Here is a 14,451-nt window from a genome sequence, read left to right on the forward strand (position 1 = left end):
AGGCCGCTGGGCCAAATAAATAACTATCCCAAGAGATGTAAAAAATGAAAAAAATCGTCGCTGTTACCGCCGCTACCGTTGTTATGGGTCTCGCTTCCTTCGCTAACGCTGCGACGCCGGCTTCCGGCAACCCTGGCACCGTGCGCTTCATCGGTGAAATCGTTTCCGGCGCCTGCGGTATCGACGCCAGCTCCCTGGACCAGACCGTTTCCCTGGGGCAAGTGCCATCTAACCAGTTCAAAGCGATCGGTGATCGTTCGACCCCGACCAAGTTCGACATCATCCTGACCGACTGCGACACCACCACTCAGAAGAACGCACGCTTCACCTTCAGCGGTGTCCAGGATCCAGCCGTTCCAGGCTTGTTTGCCACCACCGGTCTGGCACAGAACGTCGGTATCCGTCTGCAGGCCAGTGCCGGCGAAATGCTCGACAACGGCACTGAGCAGGTCGCTCCGGTTGTGCTGCAAAACGGCAACAACACCGTGACCTTCGCCGCCATGTATGAAGCCACTGCAGCGACCGTCACCACTGGTGAAGCCGACAGCGTGGCTAACTTCACCGTGGCCTACAACTGATACCCGCGTATCGCCAGGTGTAAGAAAAAGGGGTGAAAACCCCTTTTTTCTTTTCCGTCAAAGTTCTGATAAAGGCTATTTCCCGTGTACGGCCGAAAACTTTTCGTGTCTTGCGTGTTGATCTCCTGTGCGCGTTATTCAAGTGCCGTGGAGTTTAATTCGGAGTTTCTGAATATCGATAAAAACGACGATATCAGTCTCGGACAGTTTGCTCATGCGCAATACACTGTGCCCGGTCGCTACTTGTTGGATATTACTGTCAACCAGCGTTATTTCGGTTCGCGTTCGATCGAGTTCAAGAGCGGCGCCAACCCGGATGAAAGTTACGCTTGTCTGCCCGAAGACCTGGTACTGACCTTTGGTCTCAAACCGTCTTTGCTGAAAAGCCTGCCGCGTCTGGCTGACGGTCAATGTGTGGATTTGCGTGGCATCGAAAATGCCTCGATCAAGTACATGAAGAATCTTGGGCGTCTGTCGATCAGCTTGCCGCAGGCGACCTTCGAGTACGACGACCCCGATTACATTCCGCCCGCCGCCTGGAGCGACGGGCTCAACGGTGCGTTGCTCGATTATCGAGTGATCGCCAACAGTCGCCAGACCCAGGGTTCGTCCGGGGATTCGCGCTCGTTGCAGAGCTACGGCACTGCCGGGATTAACCTGGATGCGTGGCGCGTGCGCGCCGATTATCAGGCGCGGCTGGAATCCGCCGGCCAGGGTGATAATCCCCACGGCGAAGCGGCTCAGTTGAACCGTTTGTATGCCTATCGTGCGTTGCCAACGATTCGTTCGAAGCTGTCGCTCGGTGAGGACTATCTGAACTCTGACGTGTTCGACACCTTTGCTTTGCGCGGTGCGACTCTGAGCAGTGATGACCGCATGCTGCCGCCGAACCTGCGCGGTTATGCGCCGCTGATCAGTGGCCTGGCGCGCACCAACGCAACGGTCACGGTGTCCCAGCAGGGGCGCGTGTTGTACTCGACCACGGTGACGCCGGGCGCGTTCAGCATTCAGGATCTCAACAGCAGCGTGCAAGGCACGCTGGACGTGACCGTGCGGGAAGAAGACGGTACCGAACAGACGTTCACCGTCGCCACTGCCGCTGTGCCGTTTCTGTCCCGTGAGGGCGAGTTGCGCTACAAGGTTTCCGCCGGCCAGCCGCGCCTGACCGGCCAGGGCGGCAGCGAGCCCGGGTTCGTGGCCACGGAGGCGGCCTACGGCCTGGCCAAGGACTGGACCGTCTATGGCGGCTGGCTTGCCGCCTCCGGGTATCAGTCCAGCGCTGTGGGCATCGGCAAGGATCTCGGTGTACTCGGTGCCGTGTCGGGGGATGTCACCACCTCCCGGGCCACGTTGCGCTGGAACGGTGAAACCGTGGTCGGCAACTCTTACCGGATCAACTATTCCAAGCGATTTGACGCCATTGGTACCGACCTGCGCTTTTTGGGTTATCGCTTTTCTGACAAGACGTTCACCAACTTCTCGCAGTTTGTCGGCGATGCGGATGCCTATTCGCTGAACTCGGGCAAACAACGTTATTCGGTGACCGTGGCCAAGCATTTTCCCTGGTTGTCGACGAGTTTCTCCTACGATCATTCGACCTACTGGGATGCCCCCGCCGCCGATCGTTTCGGGCTGACGGTGGCACGCAGTTTTTCCCTTGGCAACGTCAAGAACATCAACGTCAACGTATCGGCGTACCAGATCCAGAATAGCCGGCAGAACGACGCGCAAATCTATCTCGGCGTGACCGTGCCACTGGGTGGCAACTCGATGATGTCGAGCAACCTGCAGCGCTCGGGCTCCGCAGGTTCGTCGGCCAGTGTCGGGTACAGCCATGATGACGGTGAAGGGGTGAATTATCAGGTGTATGGCGGCGTTGGCGACAACCGCTATGTCAACGCGTATGTCGGTCAACGGGCGTCGAGTTACCGCGCGAATGCGTCTGTCTCAACCGATGGCAGCACCTATCGCTCGCTCACCGGCGAGCTCGACAGTTCGCTGGTCGCGACCCGTTATGGTGTATCGGCCCATGGCAATGGCACCAATGGCGATACACGTCTGCTGGTGTCCACCGACGGCGTTGCGGACGTGGCATTCACCGGCCAGACCCGCACCAACCGTAACGGTTTTGCGGTGATGGACGGCTTGCCTTCCTTCCAGGCGTACGAAGCGCGGGTCAACGTGGAAAAGTTGCCACTCAACACCGAAGTATCCAACCCGATCCAGCGATTGGCGCTGACTGAGGGGGCCATCGGCTACGTCAATTTCGCCACGGGGCAGGGCCGCAACGCGTTTGTCGTGTTGACCCGTCTCGGCGGTAAACCGGTGCCTTTCGGCGCATCGGTGCAAGACAAAAACACCAATAAGGAAGTGGGCATCGTCGGCGAGGCCGGCGTCACTTATCTGTTGGGCATCAAGGCCGGGGCTGAACTGGTAGCGCGTTGGGATGACGCCGGCCAATGCAGTCTGGCCGAACTCCCTGAGGAGGACGTGGTGACCAACGTCGCCAAGCCTGCCCAGTGTCTGTAATCGCGCCTGTTCATTAATCCGGAGTCACCATGTCACGTTATGTTGTGTTTTCTGTGGGTCGTTTTTTCAACCGTCTGAGCCTGGCAATCGGGCTCTGTGTTCCCGTGCTGGCCAGCGCCGCTGTGGTGCCGGATCGCACCCGTCTGGTGTTCGAGGAAAGTGCGCCGTCAGTCAGCGTCACGGTCAGCAACAAGAACCCGCAATTGCCGTTTATCGTGCAGTCGTGGATCGAGAACGAGAGTGGCCAGAAAGTCACGTCACCGTTCATGGTCCTGCCACCGTTGCAGCGCATCGAGCCGAACGAAAGCAGTGTCCTGCGCATTGTGAAGTTGCCGCAGCTGGCACTCCCTGCTGACCGGGAGTCGGTGTTCTATTTGAACATTCGCGAGATTCCGCCGAAAACCCAGGCGGTCAACTCGATGCAGATTGCCTTGCAGTCGAAGATCAAGTTGTTCTACCGGCCGGCCGCTGTAAAGCGCGAGCGGGGCGAGGACCTGGCACTGGGCCTTGAGCTGAAAATCGACCCGGCCACCCGACAGTTGCTGGTCGATAACCCGACGCCGTTTCACATCACGGTCGTCGGTCTGCTGGCCGGCCCGGAAAAAACCAGAATGCCGATCGAAACCGTGATGATCGCGCCACGCGGCCATGCGCGGTTTGCCCTGACGAATACCGCGTTCACCACCTTGCGGGTGTCGAACATGAATGACTTCGGCGGTCAGTCCGACACACTGTTCAATTGCGTGGCGAATGTGTGCAAGGGTGTGAAACCGTGAGCCTGTTCACTGCGCTGACGCGGCTGGCCCTGGCGGCGGTGTTGATGGGGGCGTCGCAGTTCGCGTCGGCGATGGTCTGCAAGTCGCTGAACGGCGGGAGCTACCTGAGCGAGTACATCGGTCCGGTGTCGGTCCCGGACACAGTGCCGGACGGCACGATTATCTGGCGCTCGAAAACCCATGTGGTCCCGGCCGACTGCTGGAAACTGTTCGACATCCATTACAAAGAAGATGACCCGATCTATTTTTACGGCAATCCGGCCGGGCTCAATGCCACCCCGTGGGGCATTGAATTCGGTCTGGTGTATCGCGGCGTGACGTCCTGGGACGGCGACTTGGAGTTCCAACCCGACCCAGGGCGTCAACAGCGGCTTCATTTCCCGCGGTTGCCCGGATGCAACCAGCGGCGCCGACATGCTTGCCTGTTCGCGGGTGAGCCCGAGCATTGCGTTTCAGGTTGTGATCCGCAAGCGCGGGCTATTGCCGTTGCAGCGCCCCTCGCAAGATACCTACGACGTGTTCCAGTTCGACGGTCTCTATGGACTCAATGGCGGGCCGAGCAACCCGGCGGGCAACTTCCGTTTTCAACTCTCCGGCTTACAGAACATTGTCGGTACTGCGTGTACGGTCGATGTCAAGGTGACGCCGGAGCCGGGAATTGTCGACTTTGGTGTGATCCAGAAAACCACCACCGGTTTTTCACCGCCCAATCCGACCCGACCCTTCAGCCTGGCCCTGGAGAAAAAATGCAGCAGCGCAATCAACGTCGGTGCGACGTTCGTTACCAGCAACCAACAGGGTCTGTACAACATCCTGCCGGCCGCCGGCAGCCAGTTGGGCATTCAGGTGCGTGATGCACACAACAATCTGGTGCAGGTCAACGAACCTTTTCCCTTAGCGAATTTCCCGGCTCAGGTGAGCCATATCGACGTGCCGTTCAGTGCCACGGTGGTGTCGTTGGGTGACCCCGAAGTCGGGCCGTTCGAGGCCATTATGGTGGTGCAGATTGTTTACTACTGACGATTGGCGTCTCTTGGGAAAATTCCTACACGACCGCGGGATAAATCCTGCGTTCAGCGTGGCTTCCGCAGACCACTATTCCCTCTCCCGGGTCTATTGAGTGATTAAAGGACGATGACCTCCCCACGTATTCTGGTGCTGGAAAATCATGAGTTTGCCTGCAACGTGCTGGTCAGGATGTTGCATCGCCTGAGCGTGCGTGACGTGCTGCAAGCAGCGGATGCCGAACAGGCCATGGTGCAGATGCACCTGCGAGGCGGGGTCGATATCGTGATCTGTGACTTGACCGATCGTGGCCTCGATTGCCTTGAATTTTTGCGGGTTGCCAGCCAGAGCGGCATGGTACGCGCGGTGTTGCTGTGCAGTGAGCTGCCGCCGGAGTTGAGCCGCACGCTTGGGCAAATGGCCTCGCTGGCAGGTTTGCAATTGCTCGGGGTACTGAACCGGCCGGTTCAACTGCGTTCGTTGAATCGCCTGTTGTATCGCTACAAACGCGTGCGGGTATCTCCCGTGTTGGCGCCGTTGAGCAAGGAGCTGCCGGGCGAGGATGAAGTGCGTCGCGGGCTGGCACTGGGCGAATTCCGGGCGTGGTTCCAGCCGCAATTTCAGCTGCAGGGCGGTGCGGTGATCGGTGTCGAAGCGCTGGCCCGTTGGCAGCATCCGGCGCGCGGCACCCTGTTGCCCTGTGACTTTCTCGCCGCCGTGCTGGCTTATGACCTGACCGACCAGATGTTCAAGCAACTGCTCGAGCAGGGTCTGAACCTGCTGGGCATTTTGCGCCATCGCGGCGTGACCTTGCAGTTGGCGTTCAACCTGCATGCCTCACAGTTGATGGACAGTGCACTGGTCGAACACATCAAACTGGCATTGGAGCGTCATGGGTTCAAAGGGGCGGTGCTGATGCTCGAACTGGCGGAAAACGGCTTGCTCGATTGCCCGCCGGGCACGCAGGAGAACCTGCTGCGCTTGCGCCTGCTCGGTTGCGGGCTGTCGATCGACGATTTTGGCGTAGGCTTTTCGTCGCTGAAATTGATGTGTCAGTTACCGTTCACTCAGATCAAGCTCGATGGCCGCTTTGTCCAGCACCTCGATCGTCAGCGCAATCGGGCGATGGTCTCCAGCACGCGGGCACTGGCCCGTTCACTGGGGATGGATCTGGTGATCGAAGGCGTCAGCGGTCCAAAGGTGCTCGAGCGTTTGCGCGAGCTCGAATGTGAATTGGGTCAGGGGTATTACCTGGCCCGGCCCATGACCGGGCATGACCTGCTGCAGTGGCTGGAAAAGCCTGAAGGCGGGCGCTGACCCTTGCGTGACTTTGTGCAGTTATTTTCAAGATTTTTCCTACACTCCAGTGATGCTCGTGTATTTTTCGACACGAGGATCGCCTGGTCTGCTGTCCCATCATTATTCGTGATGTTGCCGATGTTGTTGATCGACGTGTCCTACAGGGGTTTTTATGCTCAAAGCGATCATCGTGGACGATCATCCGTTCATTCGCTCTGCGGTCAAGATGCTGTTGAAACAGGAACATTTCGACGTTGTGGCCGAAGCGGATAATGGCGCCGACGCTGTGCAACAGGCCCGCGAACACACTCCCGATCTGATCATTCTGGATATCGCCATGCCCAAGCTCGACGGCCTGGAGGTGATCTCGCGTATCAGTGCGCTGAACCTGCACTGCAAGATTCTGGTGCTGACCTCGCAATCAGCGCAGTTCTATTCCATGCGCTCCATGAAGGCAGGCGCGGCGGGCTATATCTCCAAAACCAACGATCTGGACGAATTGGTCAAAGCCATCAAAGTAGTGATGGACGGTTATACCTTTTTTCCCAATCTGGCCAGTAGCTCGGTCCGTCGCAGCGATGCCCAGGCCACGGATCTGGAACTCATCCAGAGCCTGTCAGACCGCGAGCTGACCATTTTGCAGCAGTTGGCCAAGGGGCTGAGCAACAAGGAGATCGGCGACGCGATGTTGTTGAGCAACAAAACTGTCAGTACCTACAAGACGCGTCTGATCGAGAAACTCAACGTCAAGTCGGTGGTGTATCTCGCTGATTTCGCCAAGCGCAACAACCTGCTCTAAATGATTATTTTCGTCAGAAATTGCCTTGCCGGTCTTGCGCTGTTCGGCTCCCTGTCGCTGCAGCAGGCAATGGCCGCTGCGCAGCCCGATACGTTGCAGCTGCTCGGTCGCTCGGATGTCCAGGGGTACGCCGTGCCACTGGATGAGCCGGACTGGAGCTGGTTGCGGAGCAAGGGGCGCCTGTTGCTCGGCGACAGCAGCCCCGATTACGCGCCTTTTGCGATTACCGGCAACGGCAATGACTACGAAGGTCTGACGGCCGATTACGCGCAACTGATCGAACAACTCCTGCACGTCAAGGTCGAGGTCCGGCGTTACGCCTCGCGCGGCGATCTGCTGGCTGCGCTGAAAAGCGGCCAGATCGATATGATCGGCACCGCCAACGGCTTTGAAGCGGCGGATCCGCAATTGGCGATCTCCTTGCCTTACGCTGACGATAATCCGACCCTGGTGACGCGCATCGATGAGAGTCACAACCTGCCGGAAGACCTGGCAGGCAAACGTGTGGCGATGCTCTATCACTACCTGCCTCCGGAAACGGTCCAGGCGTTTTACCCCAACGCCAATGTGCAACTGTATCCCTCGACACTGACGGCGATCGGTGCCGTGGCGTTTGGTCAGGCTGACGTTTATCTGGGCGACTTGCTCAGCTCCAATTACCTGATCAAGAAGAACTACCTTAACAACGTTCAGCTCAGCGATTTTTCGCGCATGGAAACCCAGCCCTTCAGTTTTGCCGTGACCCGGGACAACACTCGGTTGTTGCAGATTCTCGATGCTGCGTTGAAGGTCATTCCTGTTGAAGAACGCATGAGTATCCGGCGGCGCTGGAGTGTCGGCGGAGTGGCCATTCCCGGCCAGCACCGGCTGCATTTCAGTGTCAAGGAGCAACGCTGGCTGGATCGTCATCCGCGCATCAAAGTCGCGATCAACGAGAACTTCCTGCCGCTGACCTTTGTCGACGACGCCGGCAACTTTCGCGGGATCAGTGCTGACGTGCTGGCCAAGATCAGTCTGCGCACGGGGCTGCAATTCGATATGCAGCGCGTGGATTCGGTCGATGACCTGATCGGTGAAGTGACCAGTGGCAGGGCCGACATGTTGGCGGCGTTTACGCCAAGCACCGAGCGCGAAGGCGAATTGCGTTTCACCCGTCCGTACCTGATCAATCCGTTCGTGCTGGTCATGCGCCGTGGCGGTGAGCCGAAGACCCTCGATCAGTTGGCCGGCAAGCGTCTGGCGCTGATCCGCGGCAACGTCTTGCGCGAATACCTTGTCGAGCAATATCCCTCTGTGCAACTGGTCGCCGCAGACAATGCCGCCGAAGCCATGGAGATGGTCGCCCAGGGCAAGGTCGAGGGCGCGATCAATTCGCTGGTCAGTGCCCGCTATATGATCTCGCGTCAGTACCGCGACACATTGCAGGTCAGCAGTACCGTCGGCACCCAGCCTGCACGCATTGCACTGGCGACCAATCGCGGTGCGCTGGAACTGTACTCGATTCTCGACAAGGCCCTGTTGAGCATCAGCCCGGAAGAAATGGACGAGCTGACCAACCGCTGGCGCAGCGAAGTGGTGGTGGATGACAGTTATTGGCTGCGCAATCGCGACATCATCCTCCAGGGCTTCGTGATCGCCGGCGCGTTGCTGCTCGTGGCGTTTGGCTGGATTGCTTATCTGCGTCTGTTGATGCGCAAGCGGCGCCAGGCGGAAATCGCTCTGAACGATCAAATGGAGTTCATGCGCGTGCTCATTGATGGCACGCCGCATCCGATCTACGTGCGCGATCGCGAAGGCCGCCTGGTGATCTGCAACAGCGGTTACCTGCAGGTATTCGGCACCGAGCGTGAAGCGGTGATCGGCAAGTTGGTGACGGACGGCGTGCTCAGCGATGTGCAGCAGGCACAGGTTTTTCAGGATGACTATCTACGGGTGATGGAGGAGGGCTTGCCGAGCATTCAGGACCGTAGCCTGAATCTGGCGGACGGCCGCGCGCTGACGATCTACCACTGGATGTTGCCTTACCGTGGCAGCGACGGTGCCGTCACCGGCATGATCGCGGGCTGGATCGATGTCAGCGAGCGCCAGCATCTGTTGCAGGAGCTGCAAATCGCCAAGGATGTCGCCGATGACGCCAACCGCGCCAAGACCACGTTCCTGGCGACCATGAGCCACGAAATCCGCACGCCGATGAACGCAATCATCGGCATGCTCGAACTGGCGCTGAAAAAGGCCGATCAGGGTGTACTGGACCGTTTCGCGGTCGAGGTGGCTTCGGGCGCGGCGCGTGGGTTGCTGGATCTGATTGGCGACATTCTCGACATTGCACGGATCGAATCCGGCCGCCTGTCGCTGGCGCCGGAACGCGCCAATCTGCGAGAGCTGGTTGAGTCGGTCGCGCGCATTTTCGAGGGCCTGGCGCGGCAGAAACAGTTGCGTCTGCAACTGGATCTGGACGCCCTGAGTAATGTCGATGTGTTGATCGATCCGCTACGTTTCAAACAAGTGCTGTCGAATCTGTTGAGCAATGCCATCAAGTTCACGGAGGCGGGGCAGGTGGTGTTGAGTGTGCAAGTCGAGAGCGGCAGCGATGAGCGGCTGAGTCTTTGCCTGCGCGTCAAGGACACTGGCCGCGGGATCTCGCCTGCGGATCAGACCCAATTGTTCAGTCCGTTTGCCCAGGCCGGTAATCATGGTCAGTCGGCGCAAGGCGGCTCCGGGCTTGGGCTGGTGATCAGTCGTACGCTGTGCGAAATGATGGGCGGCAGCCTCACGCTGACCAGTGAGCTGGGGCGGGGCACGCAGATCGAGGTGCTGTTGAATCTGTCGATACTTGAACCGCTGGACACGGCGCCCGTCGAGGACGTCGACACACTGCGGGCCAGCCACAGCCTGAATATTCTGGTGATCGACGATTACCCGGCCAACCGTCTGCTGTTGTCGCAACAGTTGAGTTATCTGGGGCATCGGGTGACGGATGCAGAGGACGGCGCCCATGGCCTGCGTGCCTGGCGCAACCAGACCTTCGACGTGGTCATTACCGATTGCAACATGCCGATCATGAATGGCTACGAACTGGCCCGGGCGATCCGTGATGAGGAAACTGCACGAGAGTTGCCGCGCAGTCTGGTATTGGGGTTCACCGCCAATGCGCTGGCCGAAGAGAAGGATCGTTGCGCCGAGGCCGGCATGGACGATTGTCTGTTCAAGCCGATCAGCCTCAAGGACCTCAATCTGCGCCTGGCCGCTGTCGTCCCACGGCCGCGTTCAGCGACTGACGAATTGCCCGGTGATTGCAGGCCAGGTGACATCGACCTGGCCAGCCTTGAACAACTGACTCGTGGCGATCGCGCGTCGATCAACAGTCTGTTGAGCGATCTGGCCACGAGCAACGCGCAGGACATGGCCAAACTGATGCGCCTGTTTACCCAGCACGACATGGTCGGGCTCGCTAATCTGGCTCACCGGGTCAAGGGCGGTGCGCGCATTATCAAGGCGCACTCGCTGATTCAGGCGTGTGAGGCGCTGGAGGTCGCCAGTGAAGGGCTCGACACGCAAGTCCTGACCGCCGCGGTGGATGCCTTGCAGCAGTCGATGGAGCAGTTGGCTGCGCAGTTGGACGAGCGTCTGGCCTGACAAAATATTCCATTTTCCCTGCTGTCCTTGAGAATTTTCCTACATTCGTCACTGACCTTACGTCGCTAACGTGCGGTGTGCTCGGCGTACCGCCGAGCTCACTTCACTGGCTAACGTTTGGAGTTGTTGATGACCCTTTCCTCTATGTCTTCCCGGGCACGACTGGTCGCCTGTGGACTGGCCGTCGCTGCGGTGTTGAGTGGCTGCGCCAGTACGCCCATTCCCGAGCAGCAGGTCTCGCTGTCACGTGACGCGGTCAATCGAGCGGTCTCGGCAGAAGCGACGCAATATGCGCCGCTGGAAATGAAGGCCGCGCAGGACAAAATGTTCCTGATGGAACGCGCCTTGGGCGAAAAAGACTATCCGCAAGCCAGGCTGCTGGCTGAACAGATCGAAGCCGATGCCAACCTCGCCGAACGCAAATCGCGTGCGGTGAAATGGCAAAAACAGCTGACCGACGCCCGCAGTGGCATTCAGGTGCTCAAGCAGGAAATGTTGCAAGACCCGGTTACCGGTTTCAATCCGCCCGCCAGTGCCCAATAAGGAGCGATACATGCCGACTTTCAAATTACTGCCAGCTGTATCGCTATCTGCTTTGATACTCGCCGGTTGCGCCACCCCCCCGGAAAACCCGCAATTGCTACAGGCTCGCGCACAGTTTGCCGCGTTGCAGCAAAAGCCCGAGTCCAACACCCTGGCGGCGATCGAAACCAAGGATGCGTTCAGTGCGCTGTACAAGGCTGATCAGGCTTCGATCAAGGATCGCCAGGCGGCGGACGTCGATCAGTTGGCGTACCTTGCCAGGCAGAAAATCGCGCTTGCCGAGCAGACCATCGTCGGGCGTCAGGCCGAAGCCGGGCTGAAGAAAATCGACGCCGAGCGCACTCAGGTGCAGCTAGACGTGCGCACCCAGCAGCTCAAGGCGCTGCAAGCGATGAAGGCGCAGAAAACCCAGCGCGGGGAAGTCGTCACCTTCGGTGACGTGCTGTTCGACACCGGCAAGGCCGATCTCAAGCACGGCAGCCAGCGCAACTTCGAACAACTGGCGCAGTACCTGACAGCCAATCCGGAACGCAAAGTGCGCATCGAGGGTTTTACCGACGATGTGGGCAGCGAGGATTTCAACCAGCGTCTGTCCGAGCGTCGTGCGGATGCGGTGGCCTTCGCCCTCCAGCAAATGGGCATCAGCGCTGATCGTCTGATCACCAAGGGCTACGGCAAGCAATTTCCGGTGGCCGGTAACGCTGATGCGCGCTCCCGTCAGCTCAATCGCCGGGTGGAGGTGATCATCTCCTACGGATCGACCATGGTCGGCGCTCGAAACTGACGATCGACGAAGCGAGCCTGCAACGGGCTCGCTTTTTTCGTCAAGGACCCGGACGAGACCGGTGGGGTGTGCTTAGGAAATTTCCTACACGCTAAAAGAAAAGTCCTACTCAGAAAATCCCGCTGCTTCTCTAAATTACCGGCTTCCCGAGTGCGAGCCGGCTCCATCAAAGGTTCGAACTCAACCCGATTTACGCCGTCGCCCGAAGGGGTGCACGTGAGGATCAGTTGATGAAAAACCGTTTCCCTTTGTTCCAGCGCACGCCCGTTGCCATCGCCGTTGCATTGCTGCTGCCGATGTACGCCAACGCCTATACCGCTTCGGTCGACAGCGGTGCGGTGGTCTATGACGAGAGCGTGACCAGTGGCGTGCAGTCGATTGGCACCCAAGGCACGGCGCATCGCACCACTGTCAGTGGCAGTGGTTCGCAAAGCGTGTTCAGTAATGGCGTGACCTACGACACGGTGGTAGACGGCGCGATGCAGAACGTGGCCAGTGGCATCAGCCATGGCACGGTGGTCAACAACGGCGGCACGCAATTGGTCGGCACCAGCGGCATTGCCAATGACACCGTGCTCAACGCCAGTCAGCAGACCGTCACGCGCTCCACGGTCAATCGCACCCTGATCAACGCAGGCAGCGTACAGACCCTGGATATCCTGGCCATCGCCAACGATACCCGGGTCGGTAATGGCGGTACGCAAAACCTGATCAATCGGGCGGTGGCCAATGGCAGCGTCATTGAGGCCGGAGGCGAGCAGACGATTCGCCAAGGCATACTGGGTGGCGCAGTGGCCAATGACACGAACATTCAAGGCGGCACGCAAAGTGTGTACAACACCGGCACCGCCAATAACAGCACGGTGAGCAACGGTGGTCAGGTCAATCTGTACCGCGGCGCTCAGGCCAATGGGGTGGTCGCAGAGGCGGGCGGTACCGTCAATGTCATGGAGAATGGCGTGAAAACCGTCGATTCGCTGACACTCAACGGTGGCCGCCTGGCGTTCGTCCCGAGCACCGATGGCAGCTTCAAAACCTTCACGGTCAACGCCCTGTCCGGCAGCGGCAACATCCTGATGAACACCGACATCGCCAGCCAGCAGCATGATTTGCTGGTGGTGCAGGGCGCCGGACTGGCGAGCGGAGATCACACGTTGATCGTCGGCGATTCCGGGCATGAACCGAGCGCTTCTGATGGCCGTCTGTTGTTGGTGGACACCCACGGGGGCGATGCGAAATTCGCCTTGTATGGAGGCCATGTCGATGCCGGTGCATTTCGTTACACCTTGCAGCAACAGGGCGATGACTGGGGACTGGCAAGCGGGGGAGCGATTCCGGTCGACCCGGTGAAGCCAGTGGACCCGGTCAATCCAGTCGACCCGGGAAAGCCAGTAGTCCCCGTCAATCCAGTAGACCCCGTGGCGCCGGTTGATCCTGTCAAGCCGGTGTCCCCTGTAACACCACCGCCGCGCCCGGTCGACCCGGCGCCGCAAAACCTGTCCAAAGGTGCCAACGCCGCCATCGCTGCCCGCACCGCCGGAGCGGGCCTGTGGAATGCGCAGATGAACGCCTTGGTCAAACGCCTTGGCGAATTACGCATGGGCGAGGATGACGGTGGTCTCTGGACCCGCGCGATCGGTAAGCGATTCGACGTCAGCGAACACTCCAGTCGCGCCTACACCCAAGACGTCACGGGGCTGGAAATCGGTGCCGACAAAGCCTTCGCGGTGGACAGCGGCAAAGTCTATGTCGGTGCGATGGTCGGTACCGCCCGATCGGACCTGGATTTCGGCGAGGGCGCTTCCGGTGAAATCGACAGCCGTATGTTCGGCGTCTACGCCACGTACCTCAACGACAACGGTGTGTACGTCGACAGCGTGTTGAAGTACAGCCGTTTCGATAACGAGATCAAGACCCCGAGCAATCTGGGCGAGTCGGTCAAAGGTTCCTACAGCACCAACGGCGTCGGTGCGGACATCGAGGTCGGCAAGCGCATCAATTTGAAGGATGGCTGGTTCGTGGAGCCACAACTGGAAATCACCGCGACGCGTACCCAGGGCGCCAGTTACACCGCCAGCAACGGCTTGCGTGTCAAGTCCGATGACCTCGACTCCTTGCAGAGCCGTGTGGGTTCACTGTTCGGTCGCAGCCTGGAGCTGAGCAACGGCATGAAGGCCCAACCGTATGTCAAAGCGTCGTACATCACCGAGCATGCCGGCAGCAGCAAGGTCAACGTCAATGGCCACAAGTTCGACGCCGAGCTGCCGGGTAACCGGGTCGAACTCGGGTTTGGCGGCGTGTTGCAGGTCAGTGAGAAGAGCAAGATCTCGCTGGATGCCGAATACGCCAAAGGCAATGGCATCGAGCAACCCTTCGGTGTGAGCCTGGGTTATCGCTACCTCTGGTAAGCAAACAGACGCCACGTCGGGTTATTCCGCCGTGGCTTTTTCTCTTGCGACGGCCAGAACATTCCGGTGTTTTTTTCAGACTTGTCCTACATGC

General features: G+C 59.2%; 10 protein-coding genes. All 10 read left to right on the plus strand.

Annotation, left to right across the window (positions count from 1 at the left end; translation table 11 throughout):
* Positions 1 to 44: 44 nt before the first annotated feature.
* The 10 genes from ACXX9E_RS15155 to ACXX9E_RS15200 all read left to right on the plus strand — a co-directional run bounded on the left by ACXX9E_RS15155 (position 45) and on the right by ACXX9E_RS15200 (position 14,357).
* Positions 45 to 578 (plus strand): fimbrial protein, encoded by a 534-nt coding sequence (locus ACXX9E_RS15155; protein ID WP_095047684.1) that lies wholly within the window; start codon positions 45 to 47, stop codon positions 576 to 578.
* 147 nt (positions 579 to 725) lie between these two features.
* On the plus strand, positions 726 to 3,107 hold the full coding sequence (locus tag ACXX9E_RS15160) for a fimbria/pilus outer membrane usher protein (RefSeq protein WP_458555635.1): 2,382 nt from the start codon (positions 726 to 728) through the stop codon (positions 3,105 to 3,107).
* Positions 3,108 to 3,136: 29 nt separating this feature from the next.
* Complete coding sequence (locus ACXX9E_RS15165) at positions 3,137 to 3,883, plus strand: fimbrial biogenesis chaperone (protein WP_186744720.1); 747 nt, start codon at positions 3,137 to 3,139, stop codon at positions 3,881 to 3,883.
* A 414-nt stretch (positions 3,884 to 4,297) separates the two neighbouring features.
* Positions 4,298 to 4,903, plus strand: a complete 606-nt coding sequence (locus ACXX9E_RS15170; protein ID WP_458555636.1) for a fimbrial protein — start codon at positions 4,298 to 4,300, stop codon at positions 4,901 to 4,903.
* Between the two features lie 114 nt (positions 4,904 to 5,017).
* Positions 5,018 to 6,205, plus strand: coding sequence for an EAL domain-containing response regulator (locus ACXX9E_RS15175; RefSeq protein ID WP_225931067.1), 1,188 nt, complete (start codon positions 5,018 to 5,020; stop codon positions 6,203 to 6,205).
* A 154-nt stretch (positions 6,206 to 6,359) separates the two neighbouring features.
* On the plus strand, positions 6,360 to 6,986 hold the full coding sequence (locus ACXX9E_RS15180) for a response regulator transcription factor (protein ID WP_128614968.1): 627 nt from the start codon (positions 6,360 to 6,362) through the stop codon (positions 6,984 to 6,986).
* A complete protein-coding gene (locus ACXX9E_RS15185) occupies positions 6,987 to 10,622 on the plus strand; it encodes a transporter substrate-binding domain-containing protein (protein WP_458555637.1) in 3,636 nt (1,211 codons plus the stop codon).
* Positions 10,623 to 10,751: 129 nt separating this feature from the next.
* Positions 10,752 to 11,165 carry a DUF4398 domain-containing protein gene (locus ACXX9E_RS15190; RefSeq protein WP_186744713.1) on the plus strand — a complete coding sequence of 138 codons (414 nt, stop codon included), beginning with the start codon at positions 10,752 to 10,754 and terminating at the stop codon, positions 11,163 to 11,165.
* Positions 11,166 to 11,175: 10 nt separating this feature from the next.
* Entirely contained in the window at positions 11,176 to 11,949 is a 774-nt protein-coding gene (locus ACXX9E_RS15195; protein WP_123463477.1) for an OmpA family protein, read from the plus strand.
* Between the two features lie 230 nt (positions 11,950 to 12,179).
* Positions 12,180 to 14,357: an autotransporter outer membrane beta-barrel domain-containing protein gene (locus ACXX9E_RS15200; RefSeq protein ID WP_458555638.1), complete on the plus strand. Its 2,178-nt coding sequence runs from the start codon at positions 12,180 to 12,182 to the stop codon at positions 14,355 to 14,357.
* Positions 14,358 to 14,451: the final 94 nt, after the last annotated feature.

The organism is Pseudomonas sp. GNP014, assembly GCF_054344005.1.

What these genes read in the sequence shown, in the direction of transcription:
- ACXX9E_RS15155 (WP_095047684.1), top strand. Translation starts at nt 45, where the DNA reads ATGAAAAAAATCGTCGCTGTTACCGCCGCTACCGTTGTTATGGGTCTC.
- ACXX9E_RS15165 (WP_186744720.1), top strand. Translation starts at nt 3,137, where the DNA reads ATGTCACGTTATGTTGTGTTTTCTGTGGGTCGTTTTTTCAACCGTCTG.
- ACXX9E_RS15170 (WP_458555636.1), top strand. Translation starts at nt 4,298, where the DNA reads ATGCTTGCCTGTTCGCGGGTGAGCCCGAGCATTGCGTTTCAGGTTGTG.
- ACXX9E_RS15175 (WP_225931067.1), top strand. Translation starts at nt 5,018, where the DNA reads ATGACCTCCCCACGTATTCTGGTGCTGGAAAATCATGAGTTTGCCTGC.
- ACXX9E_RS15180 (WP_128614968.1), top strand. Translation starts at nt 6,360, where the DNA reads ATGCTCAAAGCGATCATCGTGGACGATCATCCGTTCATTCGCTCTGCG.
- ACXX9E_RS15185 (WP_458555637.1), top strand. Translation starts at nt 6,987, where the DNA reads ATGATTATTTTCGTCAGAAATTGCCTTGCCGGTCTTGCGCTGTTCGGC.
- ACXX9E_RS15190 (WP_186744713.1), top strand. Translation starts at nt 10,752, where the DNA reads ATGACCCTTTCCTCTATGTCTTCCCGGGCACGACTGGTCGCCTGTGGA.
- ACXX9E_RS15195 (WP_123463477.1), top strand. Translation starts at nt 11,176, where the DNA reads ATGCCGACTTTCAAATTACTGCCAGCTGTATCGCTATCTGCTTTGATA.
- ACXX9E_RS15200 (WP_458555638.1), top strand. Translation starts at nt 12,180, where the DNA reads ATGAAAAACCGTTTCCCTTTGTTCCAGCGCACGCCCGTTGCCATCGCC.